Source organism: Bacillus sp. FSL R10-2201 (genome assembly GCF_038008665.1).
In the GTDB taxonomy this organism is placed as follows: Bacteria; Bacillota; Bacilli; order Bacillales; family Bacillaceae_G; genus Bacillus_A; species Bacillus_A mycoides.
Genome location: NZ_JBBOZP010000001.1, coordinates 1,526,757 through 1,544,960, shown reverse-complemented (window position 1 = coordinate 1,544,960; position 18,204 = coordinate 1,526,757). Strand labels below are relative to the sequence as shown.

Sequence of the window (18,204 nt, the reverse complement as noted above, 5' to 3'; positions counted from 1 at the left end):
CACAACTTATAACTTCATACAAATAAAAAGCCCTCCTCTAACAAAGGAGAGCTGAGTTATTTCATAGTTGGTTCATAACGTTCTGTAAGCCATGTTCTGTTCCTTTGTACTGCAAACGGCCCACGCCTCGTACTCCGGTGGTAATCATCTATCTACAGGTTACGAAAACCTGTCCTTTTCCGTCGTTCATTTCCTTGGAAAAGATTCCCCTACCATTATTTGGGTTTCTCGCTCGTGGGGTTTACCTCGTTCCACTCCTATCATTTCTTCAAGGACTTCGTCACTGTGGCACTTTAAAGGTAGTCAAACCATATCCGAAAGGACTTAGGTTTTTTCCCTGCCGTTAAACCAGCCTTGCAGCCAGAATACCCTAGCTTATGACTTGGCTAGGCACGAACACTACAGCCATCTCAGGCCGTGCGAGCATGGACTTTCCTCTACAACGTTGGCGTTGCAGCGATTACCCAAACGTTATGACAAACATTAGTATAGTGGAAACAAAAAGATTTTGCAATGTTTTTTTCTATGTAAAATGCTTTAACCTTTTTGTTACCTTAATTTATTCGTATAACTTACTTCCAAATACAGCTTTTTCTAAATTAGATAGACGTTTTAAAATATCCGTATTCGTATTGTTATACACTGGTTGTGCAACTGGTGTTTGTACCGGTTGTTGCGGAACTTGTGTTGCCGCTACTTTTTGTTCTTCTAATTCACGTTTCAAACGAGCATTTTGTTGTTTTAATTGATCAAATTCCTTATGAAAAGCTTCATAATCTTTAATAATCATATCAAGAAACTTATCTACTTCTTCTTGTTGATAACCTCTCATACCTGTTTTAAATTCTTTTTCTAAAATATCTTTCGCTGTTAATTTAATTTTATCCGAAATCATTTTCTTCACCTCAAATTTTTGCCAAAGCTTTCATTAACTAAATTTTTTCAGAAACAACGCCTTTTGTCAATCAAATATACGAGTACTATATTACATATTACTCTGCATTATTCCACTGTTCCTCTTCCATTATATCTTGTAAATCAGAAAAAAGAATGAAATAACTGTGATAATTTTCTATTTCTCCTTTTTTCTTAGCTGCTTCTACAATATATTTAGGGCTCCCAGACTTTTCTTCATCATATACAGCTAAAAGTGCATCGCTTTTTTCAATAAAAAATTGATTCTTTAATTTAAATTGCTCTGGGCTTTCGTACTTCCGTTTCGTAATACTATCAATATGATCTGCTTGTGAAAGAATAAATTCGTAATATTCACGGTTATCTTCCTTCCAATTTTCCTCTTGTTCTAAAAAAGGAGTAAATACAGCTAATTTTAAATTTGGATATTCTACTTGAATTTCAAAAACAACTTCAGCAGCCCATAGCTCTACTCCTAACTGACCACTTATAATAACCCACTCCAAACCTTCTTCTACAAAAACAGTTAATTTACGACGCAGCGCCTTTTTTATACACTCTACTCCTGGATGATCATTTTTAAATATTCCAAGTTCAAACGGCTTATATCCTGTTACAGCAACAACCTTCATATCAACACTCCAATTACAAAAAAAGAACTAGCATTTCGCTAGTTCTAACATATCATTTACTTTTTAAACATTCCACCAACGTTTGGTCCGATATTTGGTCCAAATGGTGATACATTCGGTCCTGGTCCATATGGTGATACGTTCGGTCCCGGTCCATATGGTGATACATTCGGTCCTGGTCCAAATGGTGATATTTGATGCCCATGGTGATGATGGCCATGACCACATGGTCCACATCCGCCGCCAAATCCACCAACAGATCCTGGATCACCAGGGTCTACAACGTTTACGTTCGAGTTTGTTTGTGGGAAGAAGCTTTGATTTTTAATTTGTTGATGATGAACATGCGTTGTATGAGTTGGAAAAATGTGTGGCACCACCGTTGTTGAAAAAGAATGTGTTACGCATTGTTTCGTTGGGTGAATGACAGGAGCTGTCGTACAAATAGGTCCTACAGGCTTATGCCCTCCAAAGCAAGGATGACAATGATGCATAGTTTTTTCTCTCCTCTCTCATTAAAAAAATCTGACTACACTTTACAATATGAGCGAGGGGCTAAAGCCGCTTGTTATATATACCCATTTATTTCATGGAAATTTGTCTAGTATCCAATTTCATACGTAATACCTATTATAGACAACCCCCTACTATTATTTACCAAAAAAGCCCCCGACTTGCTTAACAATCCCTGTTACTTGATTCATCGCGTTCATCATTTGTCCAGCCGTGTTCATCATTTTATTTACATCGTAGTTACCATCTGATGATTTAAATTGTGAAACAAAACTAGAAAACTGACTTGGTTGCTGTTGCTGTTGCTTTTGTTTATTCATCGTTGGATATGGTTGTTTTGGTGGATAAAACATAGCTTGTTGATTTACATATTGAGCTGGCGACATGTAGTTTTGTGAATTCATATACGCTTGCTGTGGTTGATTCGTATACATTTGCTGCGGCTGATTCATATGCGGTTGTTGCGACTGATCCATGTGCGGTTGTTGCGGTTGATTCATATACGCTTGTTGCGACTGATTCATGTGCGGTTGTTGCGGTTGATTCATATGCGCTTGCTGTGGTTGATTCGTATATGCTTGTTGCGGTTGATTCATATGCGCTTGCTGCGGTTGATTCCCAAAAGACACTTCAAATGGTTGATAATAATTTTGGTTTCCATAATGAGGCTCGAAAGGATACATATTATATCGCAAATATGTATCCTCATTATATTGGTACATATTTTGCTGTGCATATGGATTTGCTTGCTGATATACATTAGGTTGTTGAAACATGCATTCTCTCCTCCTTGGCATAAGTTTCTACATATAGAATATGTACCTATAAAATAAAATGTGTGACGGAGTACCTGTCTGTTTTTGTCGGAAGTTTAAATTTTTAAAAAAATTAGAAAGTAAACCCTTCCATGCTATGATAATAAGGAAGAAGATTCTCATGGGGGAGGAATCAACATGGTATTAGGGGATTTAAAACAAGCGTTTTCTCAAAAAAAGGGGTATTACACAGAAAATTCGAATGAACTGTTAGACTTTGCAAGACATTGTTATCTTGAAGGAAAAGTATGCATATCAGATTACCGAACATTAATACGAGAGTTAGAAATAAACGGTGCAACAAAACCTACAACAGTGACAGAGGCATAAAAAAACAAGAGGGTTTTCCCTCTTGTTATTTACATTGATCTACGATATTTTGCAAAGTATACGAAATAGCTTGATGAGTTTCAAAGAAACGTTTGCCTTTTCCCTTATTAACAAAACATTGTAGCACATTAGTTTGTAAATTATCATACACTTGATCAATTTGTTGTACATGTATATACTTAGGTTGTTCTTCCTTTATCCACCTATAAGCTAATTCTTTCCACATCTCTAACTCCGCATCTACAATATCAACAAATGGCTTCATATCCTTATAAAAATCATATTCAGCCATCTCTCTTTTTTTCACATTCGCTTCATCATTATACTGCATTAACTTCTCCGAAGACTGGATTAATGCTTCATGTCCCATTTTGTTCCCACCTTATTATGCACTCACTACGACGTTTTGAAATGTCTTTACCCAGCTCCCTTTTTCTTCGTGATGCACTAATTTATTTTCCATATGTTCTATATGCATTTCTGTTATTTCTATCTTATTGCATATTTTTTCACCTTTATCCTTCAATGCATGATTCATTCTAATCCCAATCTTCATTTCCAGCAAATCGAGAGAACTTAACATTTGATCCATTTTTTTCATAACATCTTCCTTCTGAACCATCGCCATATTTAAAACGCCCCCTTCTTTGCCTTTCCTTTGTCATGTAATTTCGCCGATTGATTAATTACTCCTTCTCACATGACAAAACTAGTTGATATTCGTCAAAGAAATCATTTAGTATGCCATTATTAGAAATGGTAACAATACAAAAAGGAGGTGTATTACGATGGCAAAAAATAAAAACGAAAAAAAGAAAAAGCAAAACAAACAACAAAACCAACCTGAGACTGGTAATCCAAAGCTTGATGGTCCAAATTTCCCCGCTACATAAAGTGAAACTTTAATCAGTGGGGTTTTGTTCATCCCCCACTGATTATCAACCCGCACCAATCGGGTGTTTACGGACAGCAGGGCTTCCACCTACCTTCTTTGCTCCAGCCAAATTTTGAGGTGGGAGTTTTACTGTCCGCAAATAGCGGGATAAAATGACACTTTAACCAAAGTGGCTTTTACAAACAACTATTTTCTAGTCTATCTTACCTCTTCGCTTTCGATAAATGTTGAAGTTAAAGTCGTACTGCCGACAAATAACCGATTAGAAAGTAACTTGTTGTAGAGCTTATTACTTTTAATAAAGAAGTCCCGCCTTCATTTAAGAAGGCGGGACTTCTTTATTATATCATGAACTCATCTATTCTTTTAACAAAACTACTTAATATAGAAAGAGTATGTATTTGCTCCCTCTTCTTTCTATACCATTCTGTTATATTAATTTCTCCCTTAGGTTTTTCAAGTAAAAATAATGAATCTATTTCCAACCCTTCACTAAACCAATCTTTTTCAATTAATTTTTCATGAGTGACAATAGAATACACTTCCCGAAGAGCCGGCGTACATGATTTTCTAATTCCCCTTATATTACATTCATAATCCATTCTTGACCCTGTATGCCTAGTTTGCACTGCAAATTTATAAAAAGAAGACTTATACTTTGAATGAAATAGTAACCAAGCTAATTGCTTCCCCAGTTCTATACGTTTTTGCAACGTTTCAAATTGATAAACTGAAAATCCATACATTCCCCCTTCCACCGTTGGAAAAATAACTGCACTAACATGAAATATTTCTTGAAATTTGAACAGTGCAGTATCAAATACGTGTTTTTGAAAATATGCATTCTCAATTACTGGTTTTTGAATTTTATTTTGTTCATTAATAATAAGTGCCGTCATAAGCCTATTTATATCTTTTTTCTCCCAAAACGCGACCCATTCTTTTTCCATAAAAATTGATATGTTGAAAAATTGTAACAAATGGAAGAGCGGCGCACATCTCTTTTTACTTTCCTCATACAGTAATAGTTGAGGAAATGCATCTAAGAAAATGAGCCAATTGGCTTTCTCATACAAAAGAAATAATCGTCTCTTAACTGTTTGAGATAAAAGATTAGAATAATATTCTCCTTCTAAATCTGTCATGTTCCATCCCCCATTCCTTGAAACCATACTCGCTAAAAAAGACCATCTAATTTCTCTATTTCTCAAATAATATTCTTGGTAAGATTGTGTACGTGAAATATTATCTACGTTAGCTACATCCGTTCTCTCCTTAATAGTAAGAACTATAACTTTTTCCTCTTCTGTACAAAAAATATCATTACGGTTCTGTTTAATTTTTTCATAGTCATTCCATCGAAACATGAGTAAGTCACCATACCTTTCTTGAAAAAGGTCACATCTTTTTTCATTTTTTGATATAATCACCTTTGTAAGTAATTCTTATCAAGTTGGGAGTGGACAAAATATGACCATTCGTTACCCAAATGGAAAAAGGTACGATCAAGCTTCACAACCTCATAAAACACCAATAAAAAAACATACTTACAGTAATAGAGGTATGTCCCTTGAAGAGGAATTGAATGAAACCAATCAATATTACTTAACCCATAATATTGCATGCGTACATAAAAAACCTACACCTCTTCAAATTGTAAAAGTAGATTACCCCGCTCGAAGTGCTGCAGTGGTAAAAGAAGCGTATTTCAAACAACCTTCTACAACAGATTACAACGGTGTATACAAAGGGAAATACATCGATTTTGAAGCGAAAGAAACTAAAAATAAAACCAGTTTTCCACTTCAAAACTTCCACCTTCATCAAATTGAACATATGAAGCAAGTAGTCGCTCATAATGGAATTGCATTTGTTATTATTAAATTTACACTTTTTGATGAATTTTATTTATTAGATGCAAAACATATTATTGCATTTTGGAATCGTCAAAATACTGGTGGACGTAAATCGATTACAAAACAAGAAATAGAAGAGCATGGGTCTTTATTATCATGCGGTTATCACCCTCGAATTGATTATATCCGCGTACTAGACACGGTTTATTTTTCGTGATAGAGTCATCACTAAGGCTCTTTTTTCGACTTTTGGGGGAGAGAATGAAAGGTAGGAGAAAGTATAATGTCAGATAATTATCGTTCTCGTACAGAACGAAATCATGTAAAAAATCAAACGAAAGAAACAAATAATAAAGAAGAAAAACCAAAGAAAAAAGGTTCCTTTTTCAAGAGATTTCTTATAGGTTGTCTACTTCTTGGTATCGTCGGTCTCGTAGCTGGCGTTTCGGCCTTCTTTGTTATGGTAAAGGACGCTCCAAAACTAGACAAATCAAAGCTAGTCAATCCTTTATCAACAAAATTCCTTGATAAAAACGGGAATTTCTTCTATGAATACGGTGCTGAAAAACGAACCCATGTTACATACGATCAAATTCCAAAAGTAATTGAAAGTGCATTCCTTGCGACTGAGGATGCTCGTTTCTACGATCATAATGGAATTGATTTTAGACGTACTGGAATGGCAGTCATGGAAAATGTCACTGGTGGTTTTGGATCACAAGGTGGTAGTACGATTACACAGCAAGTAGTTAAAAACTATTTTCTAACGATGGACAAAACTGCAAAAAGAAAAGTGCAGGAATGGTACTTATCTTATAAGTTAGAGCAACAGTACTCAAAACATGAAATTTTAGAAATGTACTTAAATAAGATTAACCTCGGTAATCGCTCTTACGGTATTTCAACAGCAGCAAAAAAATATTACGGCAAAGATTTAAAAGACATACAACTACACGAAGCTGCAATGCTCGCTGGTTTACCCCAAGGTCCTAACATTTATGATCCAACAAAACCAGATAACGTTGATAGAGCAACGAAACGTCGTAATATCGTATTAACATTAATGAACCGACACGGGTATATAACGAAACAAGAAATGAATGATGCAATGCAAATCCCTGTAACACAAGGACTTCTTCCATCTTCAGAAGTGACTGAAATGAAGTATCAGGCATTTATAGATGCTGTTGTAAAGGAAGTTGAAAAAGAATACCCTGATGTAAATATCGGTTCAGATGGTTTAACGATTCATACAACACTTGATCAAGATGCTCAAGATTACGCTGAAAAAATTATGGATGGGAATCTCATCAAGTATCCAAACGATCAATTCCAAGGATCATTCGTATTTATGGATACTCAGTCTGGAGAAGTTCGAGCAATCGGCGCTGGTCGTAAAGAAAGTAAGTCTACTTTCAAAGGTCATAATATGGCAGTTGATTTAAAACGCCAAGTTGGTTCAACAATGAAACCAATTTTCGACTATGGTCCTGCAATTGAAAACCTTCAATGGTCTACTTATCATCAATTAAATGACTCTGAATATACTTACTCTGATGGCACAAAGATTAAAAATGCTACAGGTAATTTTAAAGGTGACGTTTCACTTCGTGAAGCATTGAAGAAGTCATTAAACATCCCGGCTTTAAAAACAGCTCAAGCAGTCGGTATTCCTAAGGCACAAGAGTTTGCTGAAGGTTTAGGAATGACGTTTAAAGATGGGAAAGCATATGAATCTACTGCAATCGGTAGTAATGAAGGCTCTCCGTTAGATGTCGCTGGAGCTTATGCAGCATTTGGAAATGACGGTGTTTATAATAAACCTCACTTCGTAAAAGAAGTCATCTTCCCAGACGGGAAAAAGAAAAGCTTTAAACCGAAAGAACAACGTGCAATGCACGACCATACAGCTTACATGGTTACTGATGTTCTTCGTGACGTAGTAAAACCTGGTTCTGGCGGTACAGGGCCAACAGCATATGTTTCTGGATTCGACGTTGCTGGTAAAACAGGAACACAAAACTTTGATGCAAAAGATATAAAAAAATATGGCATCCCAGCTGATGCGAACAGAGATAGCTGGTTCGCTGGATATACACCACAATATACGATGGCTGTGTGGACTGGTTACGAAAAGAATGGTCCAGAAAATTACATTAGCGATCGTTATACTAAAATTGCACAACAAATGTTCCAAGTAATGATGAGCAAATTCGCTACAGATAAATCTCGTTTCGAACGTCCTTCTTCTGTTCAAGAAATAAACGGAGAATTGTACGTAAAAGGTGCGAAAAAAGATGCAGTTAAACAAATTAAAGTAGATCCACCTAGTGGCCTTAATCTCGCTTTCGATGGCGCTAGCACAGTGACACTGAACTGGTCTGGACCATCATCAGATGTTGATGCATACGCAGCAAGCTATAAAGCTACTGACGGTTCTAGTGGTAGCTTATCAGTAAGCGGTACGACAGCTACTCTTGGTGGTATTAAACCAGGTGTTACTTACAGTTTCTCTGTAGTAGCGAAAAAGGGTACTGGAACAAGCCCTGCAGTTGGTGCATCCTTCACTGCCCCTGGCGGAACTCCAGATGCGAAAAAAGCTGACGAAGAGGCTAAGAAGAAGGCTGACGAAGAGGCCCTGAAAAAGGCCAATGAAGATAAACTAAAACAAGAAGAAGCTAAGAAAAAAGCTGATGAAGATCAGCGTAAACAGCAAGAACAACAGCAACAGCAACAACAAGAACAACAACGTAAACAACAAGAACAACAGCAGCAACAAGAACAACAACGTAAACAGCAAGAAGAAGCTCAAAAGAAAGCCGCTGACGAAGAGGCTAAGAAGAAAGCTGACGAAGAAGCTAAGAGAAAAGCCGACGAAGAAGCTAAAAGAAAAGCTGACGAAGAAGCTAGAAAAAAAGCTGAAGAGCAACAACAGCAACAAAATACCGGAGGAGATATACCTCACGCGGACGGAAATGTTGTTACAACAGAGTCTTAATAAACAAAAAAAGAAGTCGGTTTCTCTTAATGAGAAATCGACTTCTTTTTTGTTATCATTTTCTTTACATATAGCTTTTCTATTTCGATATACAACTGTACTAATTGAATATACGAATGGTAATTACTCGGTTTCTTTATAATAAATGAATATCGCTCCATAAAATTAACAGGTTGTACTTCCAATTTATTCGTATTTACTTGCATCTCATTCAAACTATGAACAGGCTGCTCATTTAACCAATATATAACCGATAGAAAGTGCGCTGCAAAAAGAATCATCGGACCCTCAGCTTCTTGTTTTTTTCTGTTCCGAAATAGTATAGCAATTTCTTCATGCTTGCTTTTCCATATATTTAACACCGCTGGAATACTTGTTTCAATTTCATTCCATGGCTCATATTTTCTTTCAATATCAAATATAAAGTAAGTATTTTGTATTATTTCTTCAAAAGATTGGTCTGTGTGATACGTAATCGAATTTGCACTCTCTTTAAAAAATGGTACGCACCGAAACTCTTTCGGTATTTCTATAACTCGCTCCATCCTTTATTTCCCCTTCATTCGTTTCTTTCCTTCGCGACATATTTCTAGTAATCGACACTCTTCACATTGTGGTCGCTGCGCCTTACAGTAATAACGTCCGAAGAAAATCATACGGTGGTGTGTAACTCCCCACTCGTCCATTGGAATCTTCTTCATCAATGTCTTTTCCACTTCTAACACAGAATCTTTCCATCTACAAATTGCTAACCGTTTACTCACTCTCTCTACATGCGTATCAACAGCAATCGCTGGAATCCCAAATGCTACCGAAACAACTACATTCGCTGTCTTTCTCCCTACTCCTGGTAATTTCGTCAGCTCATCACGGTCTTCTGGAACTTTCCCGTTATAATCATCTAGTAACATCCGGCACAATTTTTGAATATTTTTCGCCTTATTTCTAAACAATCCAATGGAACGTATATCTTGTTGTAATTCTTCTAAAGACACACTTAAATAATCTTCTGGTGTTTTATATTTTTGAAATAAGTTTTTCGTCACTTTATTCACAAGTGCATCTGTACATTGCGCAGATAATGCCACTGCGATTACAAGTTCAAATGGATTATCATGAATTAATTCACAATGCGCTTCTGGATACATATCCGCCATTGTATCTAAACAATAACGAATTTGCGTTTTGTTCAACATATCTTTCCTCCTACACTACTGCTCCAACCAATTATAAAAAGGCACTTTCCCAGTAAATTTCGTCTCTTGTTTTGTCGTTTGTTGTGTGCGTTGTTGATTCGCTCTAAATTTCTGGCCTTGATTTTGCGCTTGATCTACCGTTTTAATTCCGTTCTTTTTCCACTCAAACAAAATACGATCAATATACCGGAAATTAAGTTTACCACTCATAACAGCTTCACGAAGAGCAGCTTGAATTAAATTCGGATGGTGTTGATCTTGATCTTCCCACATCCCTAATGTTTCACATTCAAATGGCGAAAGTGGTCTTCCGAATTCTTTTTCAAATACTGTATATAAATTTACTTGAATTTGCTTTTGTTCTTTTTGCTCTTCCTCTATAGATTCATTCATTAAAAAGTGCAATATTTTTTCCCACAGTGGTTGTAAAGAATAACTTTCACACATCATCGCTTCAGATCTTCGTCCACCTTCTAGTGCTAAAAAACCTTTTTGGATTAAAGTCTGAATCACTTCCATGCATTTCATTTCTGTTATCGTCATCCGTTCTGAAATCTCTGAAGGAGTCGGGAACGAATTACCTGATTCTAAAAATGTGTGTACATGAAGTACTACCATAAATTCCGTCTCATTTAAACCTAGCTTTTTATAATGCATCATAAGCAATTTAGGAATCGCTATGCTTCCCTGTTCAAACCATTGTAACATCATTTTCTTTTTCATCACCAAACACCTCGTTCTCTAGTATAACACACCTTTAGCCATTTCTTTTTGCCACAATTCGTCAAAAAAACCTCCCTATATATAGGGAGGTTTTTTGCCATTTACTACAAGAAACAGACGATTAAGCCTGTACTTTACTTTTCATGAACGTATGAATTCGTTCTAATGCTTTCTCAACTTGCTCAAGAGATGTCGCATACGATAATCGAACGTTATTTGGTGCACCAAATCCTGTACCTGGAACAAGAGCCACCTTTTCTTCTTCTAATAATGCTTTTGCCCACTCATCAACTGTATCATACCCAGCTAACGCTACGGCTTCTTTTACATTTGGGAATAAGTAAAAAGCACCTTGTGGCTTAATGCAAGTGAAACCAGGAATTTGAATTAATTTATCATAAATAATGTTCAATCTTTCTTCAAACGCTTGACGCATTGTTTCTACAGGTTCTTGTGAGCCTGCATACGCAGCAATTGCACCGTATTGAGCAATTGAAGTAGGGTTTGACGTACTATGACTCGCTAAGTTCGTCATCGCTTTAATAAGCTGCTTATTTCCTGCTGCATATCCAATACGCCAACCTGTCATAGAATGTGATTTAGATACACCATTAATAATAAGTGTTTGTTCTTTTAATACATTAGAAAGCTGGGCAATTGAAGTATATTCCGCGTCACCATAAATTAATTTTTCATAAATCTCATCTGAAACGATTAAGATATCATGCTCTAAACATACTTCTCCAAGCTGTTGTAATTCTTCTTTGCTGTAAATCATCCCTGTTGGATTGCTCGGTGAATTAATAATAACAGCTTTCGTTTTCTCTGTAATTGCCTCACGCAGCTGCTTTGCTGTAATTTTGTACTCATTGCCTTCTAGACCTTCTACATAAACTGGCTTACCACCAGCAAGCTTTACTTGCTCAGGATAACTTACCCAATAAGGAGTTGGGATGATAACTTCATCTCCTTCATCAAGTAACACTTGGAATAATGTATATAATGCATGCTTGGCACCATTACATACAATAATTTCAGATGGATCATACGCAATTCCTTGATCACGAGTAAACTTCTTCACAATTTCTTGTTTTAACGCTTGTAATCCACCTGTTGGTGTATATTTCGTATGTCCTTCTAACATCGCTTTATGCGCAGCATCCATAATATGTTTTGGCGTATTAAAGTCAGGTTCTCCTGCTCCTAATCCAATTACATCATGACCTTCTGCTTTTAATGCTTGTGCCTTTGCTGTAATTTCTAAAGTTGCAGATGGTGTTAAAGCAGCTACTCGCTTTGCTAATTTCATTTGTAGTTCCCCCTACATCTATTTTTCAATGCTGTAGTGTCCAGCATAAACCCCATTTTGAAACTCTAAATAGTAATACGTATAACGATCTTCCTGATCAATATATGTAATTTCCCACAATGGAATATCGTTTTGAGCACCTAATTTTACTTTTATAATTTCTTTTGGTTTCGGCTTCGGCTCAGCACCTTCTCCTGTAGCTTGTTCAGCCAATTTTTGCAAAGCTTCTTTTTTAGAAATACCTTCGCTCTTTTTCTTCACAAGGACATTTCCTTTTTTATCAGGCACCCAAACGATAAGTTGTTCTCCTTTTTCATCTGTACCTTGTACGACTGTATATGAAGATTTTCCATTATAATAATCAACAGTATTTACCTTTGTAAGCTTTGCCTTTTCTTTCGCAATTTCTACAGACTTTGACTCTTTTGGAATTTTCTTTTCCATCGCTTTATTATAAACATATGCCCCATATATTCCGCTAGCAACGATAACGATAATGATTGTAAAGATCCACTTTTTCATTGTATCACTACGTTCTGTAAATCGTAAATACAGCTGTTTCTTTATCTTTTTCGTCTAATGCTAATCCGAACATGAGGTCCTGCTCTTTTAACGTACGATTCAAACCATCAACAATTTTATACAAGTCAGACGAATATTTAATACGCGTCGTTGATAGGACTTCGATTTTCTTATCCATGAAAAAACTCCTCCGTTACACAAAAATTTCTAATTATAGAAGAACGCAATGCGGTTACAATAAGAGTACATTCTTTACAACCCCTGCTTCATCACCCATCTATTATAGCAGGACATGTACAGCAAAAAAAGGTTTCAAATCGAAAAGCAATATATTTTGTATACAAGAAGTAAGAAAAATAAAATTCCTCCTACCCACATTTTTTACGCCTGAAGTTTAAATGTACTTCAGGCGTATTTTTCTTCCAATTTTATTCATTTGACGATTCTTCTAACTGTACTAACAATTCTTCTAACGGTCCTTCATAGAGCGGTACAGTTGGGATTGATTGTAAAAATCGTTTTCCATAGGAAGAACTTGTCAAACGACGATCTAATACAAATACAGTTCCCGTATCTGTATTTGTTCTAATAAGACGGCCAAACCCTTGTTTGAAACGCAAGATTGCTTGTGGGAGCGCCAACTTATCAAATACGTCTTCTCCTTGATTTTTTAACCACTCTCCTTTTGCTTCCATCATCGGCTGATGAGGAGGGGTAAAAGGCAGACGGACAATGACAAGACAACTCAGAGCATCTCCAGGTATATCTATCCCTTCCCAAAAACTACTTGTTCCTAACAAAATCGATTTGTCGAACTCCTGGAATTTTCGGATTAGACGACTTCGGCTCTTATTATTCACACTTTGCGTTAATAATAAATATCCTTCTAATGTCTCATCATTTTTCAAATTCGTATACGCTTCTTTCAACATTTCATACGAAGTGAATAAAACGAGCATTCTACCTTTTGTAGCTTTCGCTATTTTCGCAATATGTGCCGATATAGACTCAATATATTCTTCATTACTTGCTTTCTTAATAAAAGGTACATCCGTTGAAACCATTAATTTCATTTGCTCTTCAAAACGGAATGGTGATGGAACCTTTAATGTATTGGGAGCAAAATCATGTAAACCTAGCTCCTCTTTTATATAGTCGAATGAATCATTAACTGTTAACGTTGCTGATGTGAAAATAACACTCTTTTTCTGGGTTAAAAATTCATCAGCAAATCTTTCACCAATATGAACAGGCTGCGCATATAGAACTGTTGAATGAATCGTTCCCTTCGTTTCAGTCTCCATCCATGTCACGTATGAATTTTTTTCTAAAATGAGTAATTGTAAAGATTGTGCCATCTTTCTCAACAACTCAATTAAATGCATATATTCACCTGTAACGACATGCATCTCCCATTCTAATTTACTTTGCAATATTTCAGCTTGCTTCTCAAGTGTAGTCAATAACTTTCTTACATCATACACAAATCGATTTGTTAACTCGGTAATGCTATCCCATAACTTACCTTTCTCTACTTCCGTGTTATATCGATAAATGAGTGGCATATTGCTCATCCCTTGTTCCTGCTTTGTTTGTTTAAATACGAAAGTCCGTAACATTTGAAATAGTTCATCCGCATCAAATTTCAATTCCTTCAAACTATGACTCACCATACGGAAAGTCGAACGCGATGCTTGCTCTGATTTTTTCATCATTTTATATACTTTAGAAAGTACATCATCTGTTTCTAGCGTACCAAGACGAGATAAAGCTAATTGAAAATACATGCATGAGAACTGTTCACCTAATGTTCTACTCGCCGCTTCCTCGATATGATGAGCTTCATCAAAAATAATATGTTCACATGAAGCAAATAGTGGTTCTTCACTTGAAAAATCTTGAAATAATAACGCATGATTTGTAATAACGATATCTGCAAATAATGCTTTATTCTTTGCTCTTTGATAAAAACAACGACTATACCAGTTGCTTTGCATCCCGCCTGGACTATGTACATCACTACAAATACGGTTCCAAAGTAACTTGCCGCCCTCAGGAATATTTAATTCATCACGATCGCCAGTTTCCGTTTGCAATAACCACACTAAAATTTTTGCCTTTGTGAGCGCCATATCATAATTTTTCTCTTCCTCTTGCAAAGCATATTCAAATTTGTGTAGACAAAGGTAATGCTTTCTTCCTTTCAGAAGAGCTACTTCAAATGAAAATGGCATTATTTTCTTTAATAAAGGAATTTCTTTTTCTAGTATTTGTTGTTGCAATTGTACAGTTTGTGTACTTATAATGACAGGTTCTTCTTTTTTCTTTGCGAAATAAATACTTGGAAGTAAATATGCAAGCGTCTTCCCCGTACCTGTTCCTGCTTCAATCAGTGAAAACCTAGAATCTCTTAGCGCTGTATATATTTCCTTCATCATAATTTGTTGGCTTTCTCTTTTTTCAAACTTTGGCATATTCAATTCAAGTTTATCGATTGTCTTATGTAAGAAAGCATCAAATTTAGATGAGTATGTTTCACTGAGGCTTAAAGAATAATTCCGCTTTCGAAGCGCAATATTTCGATACACCTCACACTCCTCTGCCTCTTCTTTACCATGCATCATTTTCTTTAAAATATTTTCAGAAAGTACATCAGCTATATCACTTTGGAAAACATCACTTAATTCATAAAGCGATTGTAATGTGACAAGTGGTAACTTTTCAATTTCACTTAAAAATTGTAAAAACAACTCCGCTGTTGCAAGAGCATCACTATCCGCACGATGTGGTTGATCGTGCTCTAGTTCATGCTGCTTAGCTAAATCACGTAATTTATAACTATCAGCTGTTGGCAAAAGAATTTGCGCCAATTCAACTGTATCAATTTTAGGACAATGTACTTCTGTATATCCAGCCTGCCTTAATTCTTCATTTAAAAAATTCCAATCAAAGTGAACGTTATGTGCAACAAAAGCCGCACCTTGTAATAGCTCAACAATCATCGGGGCTACATCTCGAAATAACGGGGCTTGTTTTACAAGATTTTCATCAATCCCAGTTAATTCTGTAATAAATAGGGGAATCTCTCTCTTCGGATTAATAAAAGATGAAAAAATCTCTAATATCTCTCCATCTTCCACTACAACAGCTGCAATTTGGGTGATTTTATCCTTCCCATCCTTCCAGGAGTTCCCTGTCGTCTCTAAATCAACAACGACATAACGCTTACTCATATATGTAACACCTCAATTTCTTACCTATCAAACACAAAAATTATATAATGTTACTATACCACGTTTTACCTCATCTTAATGAAAAGATGCACAAAAAAGCTATCTCCTTAATTAGAGATAGCCTTCCTACTTATAATATCGTGCCAGCTTTTTCAGCACCTAACATTTCAATAATTTGATTATCATCGTCTAATACTGCAATTTTCGGCTCTTGTTTATGAATATTTTCTTCTGCCACTAAACCATAGCAAATAATAATAACTTTATCACCCGGTTGTACAAGCCTTGCAGCTGCACCATTTAAACACACAACACCGCTACCGCGCTCTCCTTTAATAACATATGTCTCTAAGCGAGCTCCATTGTTGTTATTTACAATTTGTACTTTTTCATTTTCTACAATATTTACCGCATCCATTAAATCTTCATCAATTGTAATACTACCTACATAATTTAAATTTGCTTCTGTTACAGTTGCACGATGTAACTTCGCTCTCATCATTGTGCGAAACATAGATGCTCCCCCTTATTTCCCCATTAATGTTATATTGTCAATTAATCGTACATTTTCAAACTTAACCGCAATCGCTAAAATGATTCTTCCTTCAATTTTATTTATTGCTTTTAATGAAGGATATGCATATAAATCAGCATAATCTACAGTGCCTTTCGTATACTTCTCAATATGCTCTTTCACAAGATTCATAATGATTTCCGGATTACGTTCGCCTGCCTCAATTCGTTCTTTCGCTATACATAGACTGCCGTATAAATGAGGAGCCTCTTCACGTTCTTCTAGTGATAAATACACATTACGAGAACTTTTCGCTAATCCATCTTCTTCCCTTACAATATCAACTGGTACGATCGTAACGGGAATATTAAAATCAGTTACGAATCCTTCAATTACAGCTACTTGCTGTGCATCTTTCATACCGAAATAAGCACGCGTTGGCAATGTAATATTAAATAGTTTCATTAGTACAGTCGCAACACCAGCGAAATGACCAGGTCTTTGTTTGCCACATAATACGTCGGTACGCTTCACAACTTCTACTGTTGTCGTTTGTTCTGCTGGATACATCTCTTCTACACTCGGATAAAATAAATAATCAACACCATTTTCTTTTGCTACATTTTCATCTCTATCAATATCACGTGGGTATCGATCTAAATCTTCATTTGGTCCAAATTGTAGTGGATTTACAAATACACTTAAAACTACAATTTCATTTTCTTCCCTGGCCTTACGTAGTAACGTAGCATGCCCTTCGTGTAAATACCCCATCGTTGGAACAAAACCGATACTTTTTCCACTTGTACGAAGTTCGTTTGTAATTTGCTGCATCTCTTGCACTGTAGTTATGATTTTCATTATTGTTTTCCTCCGTATAACGCTAAGCACTCTTCCTCTTTCATTGTGAATGAATGTTTTTCTTCAGGAAATTGCCCTGTCTTTACTTCAGTAACGTATTGCGAAATCCCTCGCACAATCTCCTCTTGAACAGACGTATATTGCTTCACAAATTTCGGAACACGATTTACGCCGTACGAGATAAGATCGTGGTATACAAGAACTTGCCCATCTACTTTTTGTCCTGCTCCAATTCCGATTGTAGGAATTGTTAACTGCTCTGAAATAATTTCTGCTAATTGCATTGGCACACATTCTAGCACAAGTGCTATCGCACCAGCTTCCTCACATTTCTTTGCATCTTCTATTAATTTTTTTGCACTTTCAGCATCTTTCCCTTGTACTTTATACCCACCTAGCACTCCTACAGATTGAGGAGTTAAACCTAAATGCGCCACAACGGGAATTCCCGCATTCGTTAAGTAGTGAATAGTTGATATAACTTCTCCAGCACCTTCTACCTTTAATGCATGTGCCCCGCTCTCTTGAACAATGCGACGTGCATTAATCATCGTATCTTGCGATGAGACATGATAAGACATAAATGGCATATCAGTTACAATAAACGTCTCTTTCGCTCCGCGGCGTACAGCTTTCGTATGATGAATCATATCCTCTACTGTTACTGGAACTGTTGAATCATACCCAAGTACAACCATTCCTAGAGAATCACCCACTAAAATCATATCGACTTTAGCTTCTTCTGCTAATTTAGCAGATGGATAATCATACGCCGTTAGCATTGTAATCGGCTCACCTTGCTCTTTCATTTTCAAAAAATCTGTTTTTGTTTTCAAAAACTACTCCTCCTTTATGCAGGAGAGAGGAGATGGCCGAAATCATATAAAAAACC

21 protein-coding genes and 1 other RNA gene are annotated in these 18,204 nt (G+C 36.2%); 4 read left to right on the top strand and 18 right to left on the bottom strand.

Annotated elements, in window-relative coordinates; all coding sequences use genetic code 11:
* Positions 1-80 precede the first annotated feature (80 nt).
* The 5 genes from rnpB to NSQ69_RS08065 all read right to left on the bottom strand — a co-directional run bounded on the left by rnpB (position 81) and on the right by NSQ69_RS08065 (position 2,836).
* Positions 81-472, bottom strand: an RNA gene (gene rnpB, locus NSQ69_RS08085) — RNase P RNA component class B.
* A gap of 87 nt (positions 473-559) precedes the next feature.
* Positions 560-895 (bottom strand): cell division regulator GpsB, encoded by a 336-nt coding sequence (gene gpsB, locus NSQ69_RS08080; RefSeq protein ID WP_000622426.1) that lies wholly within the window; start codon positions 893-895, stop codon positions 560-562.
* Between the two features lie 97 nt (positions 896-992).
* The gene (locus tag NSQ69_RS08075; protein WP_002030808.1) at positions 993-1,547 is read right to left on the bottom strand and encodes a DUF1273 domain-containing protein; all 555 of its coding nucleotides are present in this window, start codon (positions 1,545-1,547) and stop codon (positions 993-995) included.
* Positions 1,548-1,603: 56 nt separating this feature from the next.
* Positions 1,604-2,041, bottom strand: a complete 438-nt coding sequence (locus NSQ69_RS08070) for a CotD family spore coat protein (RefSeq protein WP_002168778.1) — start codon at positions 2,039-2,041, stop codon at positions 1,604-1,606.
* A 156-nt stretch (positions 2,042-2,197) separates the two neighbouring features.
* Positions 2,198-2,836: a YppG family protein gene (locus tag NSQ69_RS08065; RefSeq protein WP_002086577.1), complete on the bottom strand. Its 639-nt coding sequence runs from the start codon at positions 2,834-2,836 to the stop codon at positions 2,198-2,200.
* 177 nt (positions 2,837-3,013) lie between these two features.
* On the opposite strand from NSQ69_RS08065, the gene NSQ69_RS08060 reads away from it, so the two are divergent.
* Positions 3,014-3,205 carry a YppF family protein gene (locus NSQ69_RS08060; RefSeq protein ID WP_002030817.1) on the top strand — a complete coding sequence of 64 codons (192 nt, stop codon included), beginning with the start codon at positions 3,014-3,016 and terminating at the stop codon, positions 3,203-3,205.
* A gap of 25 nt (positions 3,206-3,230) precedes the next feature.
* Here the strand turns inward: NSQ69_RS08060 and NSQ69_RS08055 are convergent, their stop codons facing one another.
* Positions 3,231-3,575 (bottom strand): YppE family protein, encoded by a 345-nt coding sequence (locus NSQ69_RS08055; protein WP_002126482.1) that lies wholly within the window; start codon positions 3,573-3,575, stop codon positions 3,231-3,233.
* Positions 3,576-3,590: 15 nt separating this feature from the next.
* Positions 3,591-3,833 carry a hypothetical protein gene (locus tag NSQ69_RS08050; protein ID WP_002011865.1) on the bottom strand — a complete coding sequence of 81 codons (243 nt, stop codon included), beginning with the start codon at positions 3,831-3,833 and terminating at the stop codon, positions 3,591-3,593.
* Between the two features lie 118 nt (positions 3,834-3,951).
* Here NSQ69_RS08050 and NSQ69_RS08045 point away from each other — a divergent pair, with 118 nt between their 5' ends.
* Positions 3,952-4,098, top strand: coding sequence for a phage portal protein (locus tag NSQ69_RS08045; protein WP_307838604.1), 147 nt, complete (start codon positions 3,952-3,954; stop codon positions 4,096-4,098).
* 343 nt (positions 4,099-4,441) lie between these two features.
* On the opposite strand, the gene NSQ69_RS08040 is transcribed toward NSQ69_RS08045, so the two are convergent.
* Positions 4,442-5,467: a DUF2515 domain-containing protein gene (locus NSQ69_RS08040; RefSeq protein ID WP_002126479.1), complete on the bottom strand. Its 1,026-nt coding sequence runs from the start codon at positions 5,465-5,467 to the stop codon at positions 4,442-4,444.
* A 103-nt stretch (positions 5,468-5,570) separates the two neighbouring features.
* On the opposite strand from NSQ69_RS08040, the gene recU reads away from it, so the two are divergent.
* Both recU and NSQ69_RS08030 read left to right on the top strand, forming a co-directional pair.
* The gene (gene recU / locus NSQ69_RS08035) at positions 5,571-6,173 is read left to right on the top strand and encodes a Holliday junction resolvase RecU (protein ID WP_000155584.1); all 603 of its coding nucleotides are present in this window, start codon (positions 5,571-5,573) and stop codon (positions 6,171-6,173) included.
* A 66-nt stretch (positions 6,174-6,239) separates the two neighbouring features.
* A complete protein-coding gene (locus NSQ69_RS08030; RefSeq protein ID WP_002126477.1) occupies positions 6,240-8,954 on the top strand; it encodes a penicillin-binding protein 1A in 2,715 nt (904 codons plus the stop codon).
* 26 nt (positions 8,955-8,980) lie between these two features.
* Here NSQ69_RS08030 and NSQ69_RS08025 read toward each other — a convergent pair whose 3' ends face one another.
* From NSQ69_RS08025 to panB, 10 genes are all read right to left on the bottom strand, one after another.
* Complete coding sequence (locus tag NSQ69_RS08025) at positions 8,981-9,499, bottom strand: YpoC family protein (protein ID WP_002086586.1); 519 nt, start codon at positions 9,497-9,499, stop codon at positions 8,981-8,983.
* A gap of 3 nt (positions 9,500-9,502) precedes the next feature.
* Complete coding sequence (gene nth, locus NSQ69_RS08020; protein WP_000933020.1) at positions 9,503-10,150, bottom strand: endonuclease III; 648 nt, start codon at positions 10,148-10,150, stop codon at positions 9,503-9,505.
* A 15-nt stretch (positions 10,151-10,165) separates the two neighbouring features.
* Entirely contained in the window at positions 10,166-10,873 is a 708-nt protein-coding gene (gene dnaD, locus NSQ69_RS08015) for a DNA replication protein DnaD (protein ID WP_000728546.1), read from the bottom strand.
* A gap of 121 nt (positions 10,874-10,994) precedes the next feature.
* The gene (gene aspB / locus NSQ69_RS08010; RefSeq protein WP_002011860.1) at positions 10,995-12,182 is read right to left on the bottom strand and encodes an aspartate transaminase AspB; all 1,188 of its coding nucleotides are present in this window, start codon (positions 12,180-12,182) and stop codon (positions 10,995-10,997) included.
* A gap of 18 nt (positions 12,183-12,200) precedes the next feature.
* Positions 12,201-12,704, bottom strand: coding sequence for a cell wall elongation regulator TseB-like domain-containing protein (locus tag NSQ69_RS08005; RefSeq protein ID WP_002086588.1), 504 nt, complete (start codon positions 12,702-12,704; stop codon positions 12,201-12,203).
* 7 nt (positions 12,705-12,711) lie between these two features.
* Complete coding sequence (locus NSQ69_RS08000; RefSeq protein ID WP_002086589.1) at positions 12,712-12,882, bottom strand: YpmA family protein; 171 nt, start codon at positions 12,880-12,882, stop codon at positions 12,712-12,714.
* A 250-nt stretch (positions 12,883-13,132) separates the two neighbouring features.
* The gene (gene dinG / locus NSQ69_RS07995; protein WP_002030787.1) at positions 13,133-15,937 is read right to left on the bottom strand and encodes an ATP-dependent DNA helicase DinG; all 2,805 of its coding nucleotides are present in this window, start codon (positions 15,935-15,937) and stop codon (positions 13,133-13,135) included.
* 130 nt (positions 15,938-16,067) lie between these two features.
* Positions 16,068-16,451: an aspartate 1-decarboxylase gene (panD, locus tag NSQ69_RS07990; RefSeq protein ID WP_000490176.1), complete on the bottom strand. Its 384-nt coding sequence runs from the start codon at positions 16,449-16,451 to the stop codon at positions 16,068-16,070.
* 12 nt (positions 16,452-16,463) lie between these two features.
* A complete protein-coding gene (gene panC, locus NSQ69_RS07985) occupies positions 16,464-17,312 on the bottom strand; it encodes a pantoate--beta-alanine ligase (RefSeq protein ID WP_002126472.1) in 849 nt (282 codons plus the stop codon).
* Entirely contained in the window at positions 17,312-18,148 is an 837-nt protein-coding gene (gene panB / locus NSQ69_RS07980; protein ID WP_002126469.1) for a 3-methyl-2-oxobutanoate hydroxymethyltransferase, read from the bottom strand. Before panB ends, panC begins: the two co-directional genes overlap by 1 nt.
* Between the last annotated feature and the right edge of the window lie 56 nt (positions 18,149-18,204).

Excerpts from the sequence above, each read along its gene's own strand:
- gpsB (WP_000622426.1), bottom strand. The coding sequence starts at position 895 with ATGATTTCGGATAAAATTAAATTAACAGCGAAAGATATTTTAGAAAAA.
- NSQ69_RS08075 (WP_002030808.1), bottom strand. The coding sequence starts at position 1,547 with ATGAAGGTTGTTGCTGTAACAGGATATAAGCCGTTTGAACTTGGAATA.
- NSQ69_RS08070 (WP_002168778.1), bottom strand. The coding sequence starts at position 2,041 with ATGCATCATTGTCATCCTTGCTTTGGAGGGCATAAGCCTGTAGGACCT.
- NSQ69_RS08065 (WP_002086577.1), bottom strand. The coding sequence starts at position 2,836 with ATGTTTCAACAACCTAATGTATATCAGCAAGCAAATCCATATGCACAG.
- NSQ69_RS08060 (WP_002030817.1), top strand. The coding sequence starts at position 3,014 with ATGGTATTAGGGGATTTAAAACAAGCGTTTTCTCAAAAAAAGGGGTAT.
- NSQ69_RS08055 (WP_002126482.1), bottom strand. The coding sequence starts at position 3,575 with ATGGGACATGAAGCATTAATCCAGTCTTCGGAGAAGTTAATGCAGTAT.
- NSQ69_RS08050 (WP_002011865.1), bottom strand. The coding sequence starts at position 3,833 with ATGGCGATGGTTCAGAAGGAAGATGTTATGAAAAAAATGGATCAAATG.
- NSQ69_RS08040 (WP_002126479.1), bottom strand. The coding sequence starts at position 5,467 with ATGTTTCGATGGAATGACTATGAAAAAATTAAACAGAACCGTAATGAT.
- recU (WP_000155584.1), top strand. The coding sequence starts at position 5,571 with ATGACCATTCGTTACCCAAATGGAAAAAGGTACGATCAAGCTTCACAA.
- NSQ69_RS08030 (WP_002126477.1), top strand. The coding sequence starts at position 6,240 with ATGTCAGATAATTATCGTTCTCGTACAGAACGAAATCATGTAAAAAAT.
- NSQ69_RS08025 (WP_002086586.1), bottom strand. The coding sequence starts at position 9,499 with ATGGAGCGAGTTATAGAAATACCGAAAGAGTTTCGGTGCGTACCATTT.
- nth (WP_000933020.1), bottom strand. The coding sequence starts at position 10,150 with ATGTTGAACAAAACGCAAATTCGTTATTGTTTAGATACAATGGCGGAT.
- dnaD (WP_000728546.1), bottom strand. The coding sequence starts at position 10,873 with ATGAAAAAGAAAATGATGTTACAATGGTTTGAACAGGGAAGCATAGCG.
- aspB (WP_002011860.1), bottom strand. The coding sequence starts at position 12,182 with ATGAAATTAGCAAAGCGAGTAGCTGCTTTAACACCATCTGCAACTTTA.
- NSQ69_RS08005 (WP_002086588.1), bottom strand. The coding sequence starts at position 12,704 with ATGAAAAAGTGGATCTTTACAATCATTATCGTTATCGTTGCTAGCGGA.
- NSQ69_RS08000 (WP_002086589.1), bottom strand. The coding sequence starts at position 12,882 with ATGGATAAGAAAATCGAAGTCCTATCAACGACGCGTATTAAATATTCG.
- dinG (WP_002030787.1), bottom strand. The coding sequence starts at position 15,937 with ATGAGTAAGCGTTATGTCGTTGTTGATTTAGAGACGACAGGGAACTCC.
- panD (WP_000490176.1), bottom strand. The coding sequence starts at position 16,451 with ATGTTTCGCACAATGATGAGAGCGAAGTTACATCGTGCAACTGTAACA.
- panC (WP_002126472.1), bottom strand. The coding sequence starts at position 17,312 with ATGAAAATCATAACTACAGTGCAAGAGATGCAGCAAATTACAAACGAA.